Origin of the sequence: Dyella sp., assembly GCF_036568765.1 — a bacterium.
Classification (GTDB): Bacteria; Pseudomonadota; Gammaproteobacteria; order Xanthomonadales; family Rhodanobacteraceae; genus GSA-30.
The window spans coordinates 1-15,614 of record NZ_DATCRY010000194.1 but is presented as its reverse complement, the minus strand read 5'-3'; the positions used below and the strand labels follow the sequence as shown (position 1 = coordinate 15,614).

Here is a 15,614-nt window from a genome sequence, read left to right as displayed (position 1 = left end):
GCGGTGGCTTTACCTCGATCAATGTCACCTTGCGCCGCCATTTCGACCTGTACGCCAATGTCCGTCCGGCGATCAGCTTCCCGGGTACGAAGGCGCGTTACGATAATATCGATATCATCACCGTGCGCGAGAACACCGAAGGCGCGTACCTGGCCGAAGGCCAGACGCTGTCCGAGGATGGCGAAGTGGCACAGTCGATCATCCGCAATACGCGCAAAGGCAGCACCCGCATCGTGCGCTATGCCTTCGAGATGGCGATCAAGAAGGGACGCAAGAAGGTCACGGCCGTACATAAAGCCAACATCATGAAGACCAGCTCGGGTCTGTTCCTCAATGTTGCACGCGAAGTGGCGAAGGAATATCCGCAGATCGAATTCAACGAAATGATCGTGGATAACACCTGCATGCAGCTGGTGATGAAGCCCGAGCAGTTCGACGTGATCGTCACCACCAACCTGTTCGGCGACATCCTGTCGGATCTGTGTGCAGGTCTGGTCGGCGGCCTGGGCTTGGCACCGGGCGACAACATCGGCGAGAGTGCAGCTATCTTCGAGGCGGTGCATGGTTCGGCGCCGGATATCGCCGGCAAGGGCATTGCCAATCCGTGTGCGTTGCTGCTGGCTGCGGCCGATATGCTCGATCACCTTGGCATGGTGGAGAAGGGCAACAAGATCCGCGTTGCCATGCGTGACACCATGACCCACGATCGCGACGCGGTCACGCCGGATCTCGGCGGCAAGGGGACGACGGAGACCTTCGGCGACGCGATCGTCAAGCGCGTCAAAGCCGCCTGAGTTTTCGTTTGCTTCCATGAAAAACCCCGCCAGCGATGGCGGGGTTTTTCTTTTGTCGGTGTGGCTTTATTGCGAGTGAGGTTTCCCCTCTTCCTCAGCCTTCTCCACCGGCGCAACCAGGGTAGAGGGAGCAGTCTTCGCAAGCGCGAAACACTGAGGTTCGCTCCAGTCGGCTCCCTCTCTTCTGCTGCGCCGGGGAAAGGGCTGGGGTGAGGAAGGCTCTGCAACGCCCATCACGACACGCTATTCTCGCCGCCGTTAAGTCTGAAGCATATCAGGACGCAAGCTTCGCCTTGGCCGGCTGGTAATGTCCCGGCTCGGAGTGGAATGTCACGCCGAACCGGTTCCAGCCGTTGATCATGACCACCAGCAAGTTGAGGTGGACGATTTCCTCCTCGCTGAATACCGCCATCGCCTGCTCATAGACCGCGTCGGAGAGGCCGTGTTCACCGATGCGCGTAACCTCTTCGGCCCAGGCCAGTGCCGCGCGCTCGCGTTCGCTATACATGGCCTCGGCTTCGCGCCATACCTGCACCAAATACAGACGCTGCTCGGTTTCGCCACCGGCGCGAGCATCCTTGGTGTGCATGTCGATGCAATAAGCGCAGCCGTTGATCTGCGAGACGCGCAGCAGGATCAGTTCGATCAACTGCGGCTCCAGACTGCTGTGATGAGCCTGCGCGCTCAGGGTGAACAAAGGCTTTAGAAGGTTGCCGTACTTGGTGTAATCGAAGCGCTTGGACATGAGCGATCTCCTTGGAGTTGAACCGGCCACAATGGCCTGTTTTCTCTAAGACGCATGACCCGGGCTGGGCGTGACAGCTTTCAGCCGGGCCAGCTTGAGCGGGTCGCGCAGGGAGTGGATGGCGACGATCCGGTCGCCATCGGTCTCGATCCACATGACCGTGGCGAGCTCTCCATCGACCCAGGTAAGCAGGGCCGGAGCGCCGTTGAGCCACTGCATGCGATGTACCGCTTCCATGCTCCGGTAACGCAGGGCGACCTGCGAGTAGAGCCGCAAGACGCGCTCGCTGCCATGCAGCGGGCGCAAGGTCGCGGTGACGCGCCCTCCGCCGTCTGAGATCACCGTTATGTCATCGGCAAACAGGCTCTTCAATACGTCCGGCGTGGGTTGCTGCATGGCCTGCATGAATTTTTCCAGCAAGCGCTGCTGGATATCGGGTGCATAGGTAAAGCGTGGCCGGCCCTCGCGCAGGCGCTGCTTGGCGCGGTGCGCCCGCTGACGGCAGGCTTCCTCGGTAATGCCCAGCATGGTCGCCGCTTCGGCATGGCTGTAGTCGAACACGTCATGCAGCAGGAATGCAGCCCGCTCCTCGGCACTCAACCGTTCGAGCAGAAGCAGGAACGAGATTTGCAGGCTCTGTCCGCGTTCGGCCTGCATCGGCGGCTCCTCCTCGTCGGCCACCAGCGGTTCGGGCAGCCAAGGGCCGACATGATGGGCACGTTCGGTCTTGGCGCGGCGCAGACGATCGAGTGCCAGGCGCGTGGTGACAGTGACCAGCCACGCCTCAGGGTCGTCCAGTGCGTCGGAATTCTGGTCGTTCCAGCGCAGCCACGCGTCATGCAGCACGTCCTCGGCGTCCCCGGGCGTGCCGAGCATCCGGTAGGCCAGGCCGAACAGGCGCGGGCGATGCTGTTGAAACAGCGCGGTTTGAGGGTCCATGGAGCCTCCTAGGGTGATATTCCCAGGACGCATTGCCTCGCCGAAACGTGACAACTCAGCGGAAGAACGGGTAGGGCGCCAGGAAGACCAGCCAGATCAAGAACAGAATGCCGATATATTTCACCAGGCGAAACAGCTTGGGATATTTCTTCTTGAACGCGCGGCTACGCTCGCGGCTGCGCTGATTCAGTGCGAAAACCTGGTTGACGAAACCGGTCTTTTCCTCCGGCGATTCGGTATTGGGCGACGCGGTGATCTTGCCCATGAAAGCGCCCACACGATGGTTGATCGCGTTCATCCAGCGCGTGCGTAAAGGGCGCTCGACATCGGCGAAGAGGATCACGCGCGTCTGGTCGCTGCGGTTCTCCGCCCAATGCACGTAGGTCTCGTCGAACACCACGTCCTTGCCATCCCCCCAGACGTGCTCCTGGTCGTCGACGATGATGCGGCAGTTGTCGGCGTTAGGAGTGATCAACCCGAGGTGGTAGCGCAACGAGCCGGCGAATGGATCGCGATGCGGGTTGAGTTTGCTACCCGGCGGAAGCAAGGCGAACATCGCCGCTTTTACGCTGGGAATGGAGCGCAAGAGTTCCACTGTCTTCGGGCAAAGCGATTCGGCCGATGCCAGGGGCTCGCCGTACCACTTCAGGTAGAAGCGCTTCCAGCCCTGCTTGAAGAAGCTGTTGAAGCTGGCGTCGTTATGTTTTTCCGCTGCGCGGATATACCCCTCGTCGAACAGGTGCATGGCTTCTTCGCGGATGGCTTGCCAATTGGCCTGCAGCAGATCCAGTTGCGGAAACCCGCGGCGATCGAGGATCGGCCGCGCCGGCACCGCCGAGAAGGCGTACATCAGCAGGTTATAGGGCGCGAAGATCGCCGAGTGATCGACCAACTGCCGGTCGAACCGCAGCCGTGCGCGACCGCGCAGGTGCACGAGCAGCACGCACAGTACGAAGAAGGCGAACAGGATCAACAGGACGAGTCGGGGAGAAAGCATTGGCGGAGCCACAACCTTGGGAAACGACCAGGATAGATGGCCATTCTACTCCGCCCATGCAAGACCCAGGTGCCTGTCATGCGGCGGGCGGTTCAGGCTCAGTGCCCCAGGACATGGACTTTGCCGGTACCCGGCCGATAGGCATGCAGCAGGGCGCGGTGGACGTAGGCCGAAGCCTGGCGCACTGCGCTGCGTGGCGAATGCCCCTTGGCCAGTTTGGCAGCAATCGCCGAGGCGAGCGTACAGCCGGTGCCGTGCCCTTCCAGTTTCAGGCGCGGATGCCGGATTTCGAATTTGCCGCGGTCATCGTAATAGCGATCCACCACGGTGACTCCCCCCGCATGTCCTCCCTTGAGCAGCACAGCTTGCGCACCGAGATCGCGCAGTGCCTGGCCGGCGCGGTCGAAATCGGAAGGGGTCCGGATCGACCGCCCCAGCAGCGCCTCGGCTTCGGGAAGATTGGGTGTGAGGATGTCGGCCAGGGGGATCAAGGCCGACACCATGGCTTCGACGGCATCCTCGGTGAGAAGCCGTGCACCGCTGGTGGCGATCATGACCGGATCCACGACCAGCCAGCCAGGCTTGCGTTTGCGCATTTCGCGCGCGACCAGCCGGGTGGTCGCTGCATTGCCGAGCATGCCGGTCTTGACTGCGCCGATAGAGAAATCGTCGAAGACGGCGTCGATCTGGCTGCGGATATGCGACTGCGGCACAGGATGAACGGCAGTAACTCCACGTGTGTTCTGCGAAGTGATTGCGGTAACGACCGAGAGGCCATGAACGCCGTGCGCGTGAAAGGTCTTCAGGTCGGCCTGGATGCCGGCGCCACCGCCGGAATCGGAGCCAGCGACGGTCAGAGCGATAGGTGCTGGACTCGAAGTTGTCCTGCGTTTGATAGAGCGATGAGGCATCCAATGATCGTAACAATAAAAAAGGCCGGACAGCGTTGACTCTGTCCGGCCCGATTTTCAGACTTCCCGAGTCCCGAGTCCCGAGTCCCGAGTCCCGAGTCCCGAGTCCTACAATGCTTCCGAGGCGAAATCCGCCAGCCGCGACCGCTCGCCGCGCCGTAGCGTGATATGCGCCGAATGCTCCCATTCCTTGAAACGGTCCACTGCATAGGTCAAGCCCGACGTGGTTTCCGTCAGGTAGGGCGTATCGATCTGCTCGACATTGCCCAGGCACACGATCTTAGTGCCGGGGCCTGCACGTGTGATCAAGGTCTTCATCTGCTTGGGCGTGAGGTTCTGCGCCTCGTCGATGATCAGGTAGCGCGACAGGAAGGTGCGTCCGCGCATGAAATTCAACGAGCGGATCTTGATGCGCGAGGCCAGCAGGTCGTTCGTGGCCTGACGTCCCCAACTGCCGCCTTCTTCCGGGTTGGCGAGTACTTCGAGGTTATCGGTCAACGCGCCCATCCAGGGCGTCATTTTTTCCTCTTCCGTGCCGGGCAGGAAACCGATGTCTTCGCCGACGGAAACCGTGGCGCGCGTCATGATGATCTCGCGATAGCGCTGTTGGTCCATGACCTGGGCCAGTCCTGCCGCGAGCGCAAGCAAGGTCTTGCCGGTACCGGCCGTGCCGAGCAGGGTGACGAAATCCACATCTGGATCCATCAATACATTCAGGGCGAAGTTCTGCTCGCGATTGCGCGCCGCGATACCCCAGACGCTGTGATTGGCATGGCTGTGATCGTCCAGCAGCACCAGGGAGGCGCGGTCGTGGTCGACATGTAGCACGCGTAGTTCCACGGCATTTTCACCGGGCAGGAACAGGCACTGGTTCGGATACCACTGCTCGTCTTCGTGCAGGTTCACTTTGTAGAACGTGCGGCCTCGCTCGTTCCACGATTGCACTTCCGGGTGGCGGTCCCAGAAATCTTCGCCCAATTCGGTCGAGCCAGTGTAGAGCAGGGCGAAGTCGTCCAGCGCGCGGTCGTTCTCGTAGTCCTCTGCATCGATGCCGTAAATCTTGGCCTTGATTCGTAGGTTGATGTCCTTGGTTACCAGGATCACCGCCCGCTCGGGATTCTGATCGCGCAGTTCGATCACCGCCGAGAGGATCTGATTGTCGGCCTTGCCGTGCCCGTTGCTCGTGCGTTGCTGGAAATAGAGACGGCCGACCGAGTTGGTGCGTTTGAGATTGATGCCTTCGGGGCTGCTCAGCTCCAGGCCGTTGCTGATGCCATGTCCATTGCCTCGTTCGATCAGCTCGTTGAGAAAGCGGCTGACCTGGCGACCGTTACGGGAAACTTCCGAGCCGCCTTTCTTCTTTTCGTCCAGCTCCTCCAGGACCGTCATCGGAATGAACACGTCGTGCTCTTCGAAGCGGAACAGCGACGTGGGATCGTGCAACAGGACATTGGTATCGAGCGCATAGATGCGCTTGCTTCCGGTCATACGGAAGTGCCTCGCTTTGAGTTGCAGGTGGAGGAACCGCGGCGGCGAAGTCGCCACGGGGTGCCGGCCTGAAGCGCCGGTCGGCCCGCTCGAGCGGGCCATGGAAAAAGCGTTGAAAGGATCGTCGGGTCACTGGGCCGCGAGGGCGTCGAGTACGGCTTGGGCGTGACCGGGGACTTTGACTTGGCGCCATGCTTGGACAAGCTTCCCCTCGGGGTCGATCAGAAATGTACTTCGTACGACGCCCATGTGACGTTTTCCATACAGTACTTTTTCATGAATGACATCGAAGGCCTGGCACCAGGTTTCGTCGGTATCGGAGATCAGCGGGAACGGCAGTTCCTGCTTGGCGGCGAAGTTCGCATGCGACTTGACCGAATCGCGTGACACGCCGATGACCTGGGCGTTGCGCTTGACGAAAGCGGGGTACAGATCGCGGAAGTCTTTCGCTTCGTTGGTACAGCCGGGCGTGCTGTCCTTGGGGTAGAAATACAGCACGACCCATTTTCCCTTCAGGCTATCGAGTTTCAACTCGCTGCCGTCGCCGGTCATTCCCTTGAGCTTGGCTACTTTCTTGCCGATTTCAGGCATGGACTCTCCCGCGCGGACCATGGTCGGCCGCGGCTTCTGCTATGAGTGAGGATGGGGCGGTGAAGTTCCTGCGGCGCGCAGCGCAGTGGCATGTCGTGCGATCGTGGATGCCCGAACTTCGGACCCGCATGCGCGCCGCTCCCGTGTGTTGTTGCCTTGGAGCGAAGACTAGCGCGATCTTGCACCGATAACAGCCCTTGCGGGCTGTCGCCCAAGGGTGCATTCTCAAAACTTGACCGGATCCATGATGGCATCCAGGTTCAACCCGTCGCAGAATTCGAGGAACTCGTCGCGCAAGGCGGCGATATGCGTCTGCGCAGGAACGCCGATCGTGATCTGCGCCTGGAACATCGCCGCGCCCGTTTGCATCGCCCGGTAGCGCATCGAACTCAATTGCTCGACGCTGATCGCGCGACGATCGAAAAATTCCACGATCTTGGCGAGGATGCCGGGGCGTTCGGTCGAGATCACTTCCACCAGGTAGGGCAGCAATTGCGAATCGAATTCGCTATCTCCCTGCGTGGTGCGGTAGTGGGTCAGGTGCCAGTCTTCTTCGCGTGCGAGCTTGGCCAAAGCGGTTTCCAGCTTGGCGACAGCATCCCACGCACCGACGGCGAGTACCGTGATCGAGGTGTCGAGCCCCAGGGTGGAGACCCTGGCATCGGCCAGATTGCAGCCAGCATCGGTAATGCGGCGCGCCAACGCCTGCAAGGGCGTACGTGCCGAAGGGGTAAGCGTTTGAATCAGCAGCTGATGGTCGTTGCCGGTACGCGTGGAGGGACGGTTCAAGTGGAATCTCCCGCAGGCGCGGTCTGACCTTGAGAATATGGAGAATGTGCTTCGATCAGCTTACTTGCCGTTGCGGGAAGGCCGCAAGTAAAGCCCATGCTGGCCGGTGGCTCGGACGGCATTGTAGAGTTCCTGGAGGATGGGCAGTGACCGATGGCTGGCTTGTGCCGTCGCCAGGGCAGGCGGAAAGGACATATGCGGCGTGATGGAGCGGGGGCAACGCATGAGCAGCTCAAACAAGCGCAAACGGTCGGATTCCGGCTCGTCCTCGGACGGGAGCGGCTCGGGGTTTGTCGATTTATCCGGGAAGCCACCCAAGAAACAGCCGAGGGCTGCGCCTCCCGTCAGGGAACGTTCCTCGCGTATCCAGCAAAACAAACAGAAGGCCTTCGACGAGTTACGGGCGAGGGCGGGCCCTTCGTCCAGTCAATTCGATCCGCTGACCGATGTCACACCTCATTTGATGGCACCGCTCGATCCCGGTGCGGACGGTCGCGGCTACGTCGAGAAGACGGTACGTCGCGATATCGAGCGGCAGATGAAAAGTGGCGTCAAGAAATTCGACAGCCTCGAGAAGTCCAATGTGCCGAAGTTCGGACAGGCGCTTCGCAAAGAAGCGGCAAAGGAAGGACGGATTACCAAGCAACTGAGTACCCGTGGCGCACACGACGAGTATCGAAGCGGTGAGGACCATACGTTTACGGAATACGCCGTGCGCCCCCCAGGCAAGCGCGCGGCTTCCGATACGCCCAGGCCACGCAGTCCATCGCCGGAAGGCTCGGGCCGATTAAGCAAGGGGTTGCGATACGAGGATGCTCACCAGGCGGCATTTCGGTTCACCGGCCTCCCAGGCTCCACCGTTCACGCGCCGACGCAGGCCAACCAGGTCGTCGACAGCGGTATGGAGCGCTTTATCGAGGGGCGCGCGGGAGGTTTCATCCATCGTCATGACACCTACACGCATTCCCAGCTGACCGCCGCCCGACCGCTCAAAGGTGGTCAATGGGAGACCATGCAGGCCTCTTATCGCCGGCGACCGGACCCCGTGAAGGCTTCCACGCCTTCGAAGAGCAGCGACGTGGGGTCCAAGCCGACGAAGCTTTCCGCGCCTATATCCAAAGGCGCCGGCAAGGGCGGGAGCCCCAGTGTCACGCCTGGACTGGCCTCGTTGCCGAAAAGCACCAAGGGCAGCCCCAAAGGCGGCTCCGGCCCCTAGAGCGACCCAGACCCGTGTATTGGCGGAGTATCGTTTTCCAGTAACATGCTGGGCTTGGATTGAGGCGGAGTCGCTCTTGAACATTCGCGGAAGCATCTGTGCGCTGACCACGCCATTCACGGCGAACGGCGCGCTTGATCTGCCTGCTTTCGGTCGCTTGCTCGATTACCAGATCGACGCGGGCACTCAGGCCGTGGTCGTTGCCGGATCCACCGGCGAGGCGCATATGCTCGATCATCACGAATACGAGCAATTGCTGGGTTTCGCCGTCGCCCATGTAGCCAAACGTATTCCGGTGCTGGCCGGTACCGGCGAGGCGGCCACCAGCAAGACGGTGGCCTTGACGCGTCGTGCCCGTGAACTTGGCGCCGACGCGGCCCTGGTCGTGGCGCCGTATTACGTTCGCCCCACCCAGGAAGGTCTCTACCGGCATTTTGCCGCTGTGGCCGACCAGGGCGGCCTGCCTGTCGTGCTTTACAACGTACCTAGCCGGACCGGTTGCGACCTGCTGCCGGCGACGGTTGGCCGCCTGCGCGAGCACCCGGCGATCGTCGGCTTGAAGGAGGCCCTCGGTACCGACGAGCGGATCCAGGCGATTGCGGAACTTGCGCGGCCGGATTTCGTCTATCTCAGCGGCGACGACGGCACGGCCTGCAAGGCGATGCTCAGCGGCGCGGCCGGGGTGATTTCGGTAGTGGCCAATCTCGTACCCAAGGCGTTTCGCGCGTTCTGCGATGCGGCCTGTGCGGGCGACAAGGCCGTGGCGGAGCAGCGCAATGCCGGGCTGATGCCGCTGATCGATGCACTTAACTGCGCGCCCAATCCCATTGCAGTCAAGGCAGGTCTGCCGTCGCTGGGTCTGGGTACGGCGGGTTTGCGCTTGCCGCTGGTGGCTTTGGAAGACGGCCCCGACCGTGCCCGCATCCTCGATGCGCTGGCCGGTTTGGTGCCCCTGGCCCATGCCGCTTGAAACTTACAGATACGTCCAAGAAAACTTCACCGGAACCTGACTTCATGAAGAAATCCCCGCTCGTCGTGGCCTTGCCGATCCTGGCGCTCTCTGCCTTGCTGCTGACTGGCTGCGGCATGTTTCGCTCGCACAAGCAGTGGGAGACCGCCAAGCAGGAGTCGCCGCTGGAGATTCCGCCGGGCCTGGACACGCCCTCGACCACCGCTGCGTTGGTGATTCCGGAGCCGGGCGCCAATGCGCCCACCGCTAACGGTGCCACCGCCAAGTTCGGTCCGGGCGGGAACGTGATTGCCGATGGTTTCGTCGTCACCGACACCATCGATGCTGTCTATCAGCGCGTCGGCCAGGTGCTGGAACACGGCGATATCGGTCAGGTCGCCTCGCACGACGATTCGACGCACACCTTCACACTGAATGTGGTCGCCTCCGACGCACCGGCGCCCAAGCGTGGCTTCTTCGGCCGCATGTTCCATGGCAAGTCCGATAGCGGATCCGACAGCGCCCCTGGCGCCAAGCCTCACCAGGTGACGCTGACGGTCGGCGCCAGTGGCGAGACGGGTACGGAAGTGCGTGCCCAGGGCGATGCGGGTGCGGTGGCCAAGGTGATCGATTCGCTGAAGTCGCGCATGGGCGTGAAGTAATTACGCTGCTCTTCGCCGATCGAAAAGCCGGGCGCTGCCCGGCTTTTTTGTGCGTTCGGACCCTGCGAAGGCGATCCAGATAGCGCCGTGAATCGTGGGCACAAAAAAGCCGGGTGGTCCCGGCTTTTGATTCACCGCTGGAGCAGGCCCAGCTTGTCCGGTTTGTTTTCCCAATCTTTCGCGTCCGGCAAGCCGTCCTTGCGCTCGGTGATAACCGGCCAATCCTTCGCCAGCTCGGCGTTCAGGGCGACGAAGCCTTCCTGTCCCGCCGGGACGTCGTCTTCGGGATAGATCGCATTGATTGGGCACTCCGGCTCGCACAAGGTGCAGTCGATGCACTCGTCCGGATCGATCACCAGGAAATTAGGGCCTTCGTGAAATGCATCGACCGGACAAACCTCGACACAGTCGGTGTACTTGCACTTGATGCAGTTGTCGGTAACGACAAAGGTCATGTGGCGGCGTGCCTTTCGTTGGAGCTCTTGGCCCGTGCCAGGCCGGGATGTGGCGCTCCCTACGAGGTTCGAACTCGTGTTCCCGCCTTGAGAGGGCGGTGTCCTAGGCCACTAGACGAAGGGAGCGAAATGCATCGGAGCGCGGTAGTATAACGGAAATGTTCGGCCCGGCAATGCCCGCGACAGCCTCCGGAAGGGGGCCCGATAGGGTACCGAAGCGGCTTTTTTAGCTGCTGCCGGTGACAGCATGGGCCTGGTTCTCTAGCAGTATCTTGGCGGCTCAGGGGCCCCTCTTCACGGTTGCAAGGATCCATCTCGCTTGAACTTGAATGCAAGGAACGGGAACGACGTCTCGCCGGCGTTACGCGTTATTCCGCGCGAAGAGCATGTCATTTCGCGCAAGAACATCAGCAAGGCGGCGTTGCGTGTGCTCTATCGTCTCAACGAGGCCGGCTACTCCGCCTACCTGGTGGGCGGTGCCGTGCGCGACCTGCTGCTCGGCGGGCACCCGAAAGACTTCGATGTCGCCACCAATGCGACCCCCGAAGAGGTCAAGAAACTCTTTCGCAATTGCCGCCTGATTGGCCGCCGTTTCCGTTTGGCGCATGTCGTCTATGGCTCGGAAATCATCGAGGTGGCCACCTTCCGCGGTACGGGGGAGGATAGCGAAGGCGGCGAAGGCGACCGGCATGTCGTGGATGGCCGCATCGTACGTGACAACGTCTGGGGCACGATCGAGGAAGACGCGTTGCGGCGCGACTTCCGCGTCAACGCGCTGTATTACGACATCAGCGATTTCTCGGTGCGCGACTACGTCGGTGGTGTCAAGGACGTGCAAGATCGCGTGTTGCACCTGATCGGCGATCCGGAAACGCGCTATCGCGAAGATCCGGTCCGGATGCTGCGTGCGGTGCGGCTGGCGGCGAAGCTGGATTTTCGCATCGATGCCGCCGCAGCGGCGCCATTCGACGACCTCGGGCCGCTGTTGGCGGAAGCTTCGCCGGCACGCTTGTTCGACGAATCGCTCAAGTTGTTCCTGGCCGGTCATGGTTTGAAGAGCTTCCGCATGCTCGAGCAGTGCGGCTTGTTGCGCTTCATGTTTCCGGCCACTGCTCGTGCGCTCAAGCGCGGCGACGAAGCCTTGCGCTCGCTGATCGAACAGGGGCTTTCCAGCACCGACAAGCGCGTGAGTGGCGGCAAATCGGTGACACCGGCGTTCCTGTTCGCCGTGTTGCTCTGGGGCGAGGTGCGCGATCTGGCGCACACATGGATGAGTAAAGGCATGGAGGGGGGCGAGGCCTGGGCGCGCGCATCGGCGCATGTGGTGGCCGAGCAGTGCCAGCGCGTGGCCATCCCGCGGCGCTTTACCTTCGTGATGGAAGAAATCTGGTCGTTGCAGCCGCGCTTCGAGCAAGTGCAGCGCAAGCGCGTGTTCCGTTTGATGGCACACCCGCGGTTTCGTGCCGCCTTCGATTTCCTGTTGCTGCGCGCGGCGGAATCGCCAGCGATCCGTCAGCTTGGCGAGTGGTGGAATCATGCTCAGCAGCTGCCGCAGGAAATCCTGGCGGAGGCGTTATCCAATCACGCCCCGCTTACCGAACCTTTGGCCGGTACGAGTGCTGCGGTTGTCCCGAGGCCGCGCAAACGGCGGCGACGCCGCAAGCCCAAGCCGGACGCTTCGTGAACCGGGCCTATGTTGGCCTGGGTAGTAACCTGGGTGATTCGCGTCAGCTAGTGCTCGATGCGATGGATGCATTGGAGAACCTGCCGGGCGCACGCCCGGTAGGGCGGTCGCGGCTTTATCGCACCCCGCCCTGGGGGCTCCTGGAGCAGCCGCCGTTCATCAATGCCGCCATGGCGGTCGAAACGCCGATGGCGCCGCTGGAGCTGCTTGACGCCATGCTTGCGATCGAGCGCGCAGCTGGCCGCATCCGTGATGGGGAACGCTGGGGGCCGCGTACGCTCGATCTGGACTTGCTACACGTCGAAGGTTTTGTCCTGCACGATCCACGACTGACCTTGCCGCATCCACGCATTGCCGAGCGCGCCTTCGTGCTGTTGCCACTAAACGAATTGGCGCCGGACCTGGAACTGGCGGATCAAGGCCGAATCGCCGAGATGCTGGCGGCGGTGGACAGCTCCCAATGCCAGCTCTTGCCTTGAGCCGGACCAGTCGTGCGCCCGATAATGACTGCCTTTACAGCTCCTTCGCCTTAAGGAATTGACGTGTACGTTCAAAACGCCAGCGCATCCGATCGCAAGCCGGTGACCGTGCCGAGCCTGCGCACGATGAAAGCGGAAGGGCGGCCGATCGTCATGCTGACGGCCTATGACGCCAGCTTTGCCTGGCAGCTCGAGGTGGCAGGTGTGGATGTCGCGTTGGTGGGCGATTCGCTGGGCATGGTGGTGCAAGGGCACCGCAGCACGTTACCGGTGACGCTCGACCACATGGTGTATCACACCAGCATGGTTGCCCGTGGCTTGAACGCTACTCTGCTGGTGGCCGATCTGCCATTCATGTCCGATCGCGATGTGCCTCACATACTCGATGCGGGAGCGCGCTTGTTCGGCGAGGGCGGTGCGGCGATGGTCAAGGTAGAAGGTGCCGCGCCGCATATTCTGGACGGCATCGCAGCGTTGACCGCACGGGCCATGCCGGTGTGTGCCCACTTGGGGCTGACGCCGCAATCGGTGCACAAGTTCGGCGGTTTCCGCATTCAGGGGCGCGAACAAGAGGCGGCAGAGCGTCTGGTCAAGGAGGCTCAGGCTGTCGAGGCGGCAGGCGCGGCCATCGTCGTGCTGGAAGGGCTGCCGACAACCTTGGGCAAACGAATCACCGAATCGGTATCGATACCGACCATCGGTATCGGTGCGGGACCGCATTGCGACGGGCAGGTCCTGGTCTTGCATGACATGCTGGGTATCACCCCCGGCAAGCGACCGAAATTCAGCAAGGATTTCCTCGCGGGGCGCGATTCTGTAGCAGCGGCGATCGCTGCCTACGTAAAGGATGTGCGTGAAGGCGTTTTCCCCGCGGCAGAACATGGTTTCAACTGAAGCGCCGCCGTCTTCCGACGGCGTTTCCCACCCTATCTGAACGAAGCGACTTCTCGATATGCAGACAGTGCAAGACGCCGCGGCCCTTCGTGCCGTTGTACGCGGTTGGCGCAGCCAGGGCCAGACCGTGGGATTGGTACCGACCATGGGCAATCTGCATGCGGGACACTATTCGCTGATCAAGCTCGCGCGGGCGCGTGCAGACCGCGTCATCGCCTACGTCTTCGTCAATCCGACGCAGTTCGGTCCCAACGAGGATTTCGAGCGTTATCCCCGCACTCTGACCCAGGACCAGGCCGGTTTGGCCGAAGTAGGTTGCGATCTGCTGTTCGCGCCGGAAGTGGCTACGATATACCCGTTCGGCCCGGCCAATAGCGTAAGCGTGCATGTGCCGCAGCTGACCGAAACACTGGAGGGCGCCCATCGGCCGGGGCATTTCGACGGTGTGGCTACCGTGATCTGCAAAATGCTGAACCTCGTGCAGCCGGACGTCGCCATTTTCGGACAGAAGGATTACCAGCAGCTCAAGGTGCTGGAGCGTATGGTGCGCGACCTCTCGTTGCCAGTGAAGGTGATGGCAGGAGCGACTTTGCGCGCCGACGATGGTCTGGCGCTGAGTTCGCGTAACCAGTATCTCTCCGCGACCGAGCGCGAGTTGGCCACCCAGATCTACGCCACCCTCCTGCAGATGCGCGAGCTGATTGAAAAGGGGCATGCGTGGAGGGTGGTGGAGCAGGCAGCGGCCTCGAAGCTGCAGCGCGCGGGTTTCGAGCCGGACTATGCGGCAATCCGCCGCGCCGAAGACCTCAGTGAGCCGAACGAGGGCGAGACCGAGGGCCTGGTCGCCCTGATTGCTGCCAAATTGGGCACTACACGCTTGATCGACAACCTGATTTTCGACTGATCGGGCCTCGTGCCATTGAACTTGCCAGGCCCGGCCCCACAGAGGGGGCCAGAGGCGTCGGTTGCGGCCATCCTTGCCTCGGTTGGATAATTTCCCGTTGCGCAGGGCGGTTCCTGCTGGAATGTCTATCATGAATCTGAACATGCTCAAGGCGAAGATCCACCGTGCGACGGTGACCCATGCCGAGCTCCACTACGAAGGCTCCATCGCCATCGACGGCCTGTTGCTCGATGCCTCCGGTATCCGCGAGTACGAGCAGATCCACGCCTGGAACATCAACAACGGCAAGCGATTCGTCACCTATGCGCTGCGTGCCGAGGAAGGCTCGGGCATCATTTCGGTCAATGGCAGCGCCGCGCATCGCGCGCAGCCGGGCGACTTGATCATCATTGCCGCGTTCGCGCAGTTGTCCGAAGCCGAGGTCGAACAGTTCCAGCCGATGCTGGTGTATGTCGACAAGGACAACCGTATCTCGCATACGAATCGCTCGATTCCGAAGCAGATGGCCGCCGCCTGACACATCGCAGGTTCTCGTTGTTGCCGAAGCGCCGCCTTGTGCGGCGCTTTTTCGTTTTTGTGCGATGTCCTGGCAAGGACGCTTTTTATTTACACCGCAACTCGTAAGATGGGCATTTCCGTGCCCCTCAGCGAGTTCCTATGTCCGCCGATCGTTCCAGCTCTCTGTTTGCCGAACATGCCGAGCGTCTGTCGCGCACGCACCTGCGCGATCTACTGAAGGATCAGGCGCGAGGCGACAGCCTGCGCTTGCGGCTCGGTTCGGTCCTGCTGGACTTGAGTCGACAGAAGCTCGATCGCGAGGCGCTCGAAGCCTTGGGCCAGTTCGCCGAAGCCAGTCGCTGGGAAGCCGCACGGGACGCGATGTTTGCGGGTGAGCCGATCAATACCTCCGAAGGCCGCGCCGTGCTGCACACAGCCCTGCGTGCCAGCGGTTCTCGACTGAAATCGCCCGCACCGCGCGAGGCGCTGCAGGAAATCGAACACACGCTGCAGCGGATCGAGAAACTGGTTCACGCCGTCGAGCATGGCGATACCGAAAGCCTGGGCCTGGCGCCGACGATCACCGACGTGATCAACGTGGGCATCGGCGGTTCGGATC

Annotated in this window: 17 protein-coding genes, 1 tRNA gene and 1 pseudogene; 10 read left to right on the top strand and 9 right to left on the bottom strand. The window is 61.8% G+C overall.

The features are described 5' to 3' along the window. A partial coding sequence (locus VIM98_RS13680; RefSeq protein ID WP_331993668.1) for an isocitrate/isopropylmalate family dehydrogenase occupies nucleotides 1-794 on the top strand: 794 nt, incomplete at its 5' end. 274 nt (nucleotides 795-1,068) lie between these two features. Here the strand turns inward: VIM98_RS13680 and VIM98_RS13675 are convergent. From VIM98_RS13675 to VIM98_RS13645, 7 genes are all read right to left on the bottom strand, one after another. Further along, entirely contained in the window at nucleotides 1,069-1,539 is a 471-nt protein-coding gene (locus VIM98_RS13675) for a carboxymuconolactone decarboxylase family protein (protein ID WP_331993667.1), read from the bottom strand. A 45-nt stretch (nucleotides 1,540-1,584) separates the two neighbouring features. Further along, the gene (gene sigJ / locus VIM98_RS13670; protein ID WP_331993666.1) at nucleotides 1,585-2,478 is read right to left on the bottom strand and encodes an RNA polymerase sigma factor SigJ; all 894 of its coding nucleotides are present in this window, start codon (nucleotides 2,476-2,478) and stop codon (nucleotides 1,585-1,587) included. A gap of 55 nt (nucleotides 2,479-2,533) precedes the next feature. Beyond that, nucleotides 2,534-3,475 (bottom strand): aspartyl/asparaginyl beta-hydroxylase domain-containing protein, encoded by a 942-nt coding sequence (locus tag VIM98_RS13665; RefSeq protein ID WP_331993665.1) that lies wholly within the window; start codon nucleotides 3,473-3,475, stop codon nucleotides 2,534-2,536. A gap of 98 nt (nucleotides 3,476-3,573) precedes the next feature. Then, entirely contained in the window at nucleotides 3,574-4,386 is an 813-nt protein-coding gene (gene thiD / locus VIM98_RS13660; protein ID WP_331993664.1) for a bifunctional hydroxymethylpyrimidine kinase/phosphomethylpyrimidine kinase, read from the bottom strand. Between the two features lie 108 nt (nucleotides 4,387-4,494). Next, a complete protein-coding gene (locus tag VIM98_RS13655; RefSeq protein WP_331993663.1) occupies nucleotides 4,495-5,874 on the bottom strand; it encodes a PhoH family protein in 1,380 nt (459 codons plus the stop codon). Between the two features lie 129 nt (nucleotides 5,875-6,003). After that, nucleotides 6,004-6,465: a peroxiredoxin gene (locus VIM98_RS13650; RefSeq protein WP_331993662.1), complete on the bottom strand. Its 462-nt coding sequence runs from the start codon at nucleotides 6,463-6,465 to the stop codon at nucleotides 6,004-6,006. Nucleotides 6,466-6,690: 225 nt separating this feature from the next. Beyond that, complete coding sequence (locus VIM98_RS13645) at nucleotides 6,691-7,254, bottom strand: glycine cleavage system protein R (protein WP_414650219.1); 564 nt, start codon at nucleotides 7,252-7,254, stop codon at nucleotides 6,691-6,693. A gap of 223 nt (nucleotides 7,255-7,477) precedes the next feature. On the opposite strand from VIM98_RS13645, the gene VIM98_RS13640 reads away from it, so the two are divergent. The 3 genes from VIM98_RS13640 to VIM98_RS13630 all read left to right on the top strand — a co-directional run bounded on the left by VIM98_RS13640 (nucleotide 7,478) and on the right by VIM98_RS13630 (nucleotide 10,081). Further along, nucleotides 7,478-8,470, top strand: coding sequence for a hypothetical protein (locus tag VIM98_RS13640; RefSeq protein WP_331993661.1), 993 nt, complete (start codon nucleotides 7,478-7,480; stop codon nucleotides 8,468-8,470). 76 nt (nucleotides 8,471-8,546) lie between these two features. Beyond that, complete coding sequence (gene dapA / locus VIM98_RS13635) at nucleotides 8,547-9,440, top strand: 4-hydroxy-tetrahydrodipicolinate synthase (RefSeq protein ID WP_331993660.1); 894 nt, start codon at nucleotides 8,547-8,549, stop codon at nucleotides 9,438-9,440. 44 nt (nucleotides 9,441-9,484) lie between these two features. After that, nucleotides 9,485-10,081 carry a hypothetical protein gene (locus VIM98_RS13630; protein WP_331993659.1) on the top strand — a complete coding sequence of 199 codons (597 nt, stop codon included), beginning with the start codon at nucleotides 9,485-9,487 and terminating at the stop codon, nucleotides 10,079-10,081. Between the two features lie 131 nt (nucleotides 10,082-10,212). Here the strand turns inward: VIM98_RS13630 and fdxA are convergent, their stop codons facing one another. Together fdxA and VIM98_RS13620 are read right to left on the bottom strand one after the other, a co-directional pair. Continuing rightward, entirely contained in the window at nucleotides 10,213-10,536 is a 324-nt protein-coding gene (gene fdxA, locus VIM98_RS13625) for a ferredoxin FdxA (RefSeq protein WP_331993658.1), read from the bottom strand. Nucleotides 10,537-10,586: 50 nt separating this feature from the next. Further along, nucleotides 10,587-10,662, bottom strand: a tRNA-Glu gene (locus VIM98_RS13620). A gap of 199 nt (nucleotides 10,663-10,861) precedes the next feature. On the opposite strand from VIM98_RS13620, the gene pcnB reads away from it, so the two are divergent. The 6 genes and pseudogenes from pcnB to VIM98_RS13590 all read left to right on the top strand — a co-directional run. Continuing rightward, nucleotides 10,862-12,220: a polynucleotide adenylyltransferase PcnB gene (pcnB, locus tag VIM98_RS13615; RefSeq protein WP_414650220.1), complete on the top strand. Its 1,359-nt coding sequence runs from the start codon at nucleotides 10,862-10,864 to the stop codon at nucleotides 12,218-12,220. Next, on the top strand, nucleotides 12,217-12,699 hold the full coding sequence (gene folK, locus VIM98_RS13610) for a 2-amino-4-hydroxy-6-hydroxymethyldihydropteridine diphosphokinase (protein ID WP_331993656.1): 483 nt from the start codon (nucleotides 12,217-12,219) through the stop codon (nucleotides 12,697-12,699). The genes pcnB and folK overlap by 4 nt, the downstream gene beginning before the upstream one ends. A gap of 63 nt (nucleotides 12,700-12,762) precedes the next feature. Next, a complete protein-coding gene (gene panB, locus VIM98_RS13605; RefSeq protein WP_331993655.1) occupies nucleotides 12,763-13,593 on the top strand; it encodes a 3-methyl-2-oxobutanoate hydroxymethyltransferase in 831 nt (276 codons plus the stop codon). 58 nt (nucleotides 13,594-13,651) lie between these two features. Continuing rightward, on the top strand, nucleotides 13,652-14,497 hold the full coding sequence (gene panC, locus VIM98_RS13600) for a pantoate--beta-alanine ligase (protein WP_331993654.1): 846 nt from the start codon (nucleotides 13,652-13,654) through the stop codon (nucleotides 14,495-14,497). 130 nt (nucleotides 14,498-14,627) lie between these two features. Continuing rightward, complete coding sequence (panD, locus tag VIM98_RS13595) at nucleotides 14,628-15,014, top strand: aspartate 1-decarboxylase (RefSeq protein ID WP_331993653.1); 387 nt, start codon at nucleotides 14,628-14,630, stop codon at nucleotides 15,012-15,014. Between the two features lie 140 nt (nucleotides 15,015-15,154). Continuing rightward, nucleotides 15,155-15,614, top strand: a pseudogene (locus tag VIM98_RS13590) (glucose-6-phosphate isomerase); the annotation flags it as partial.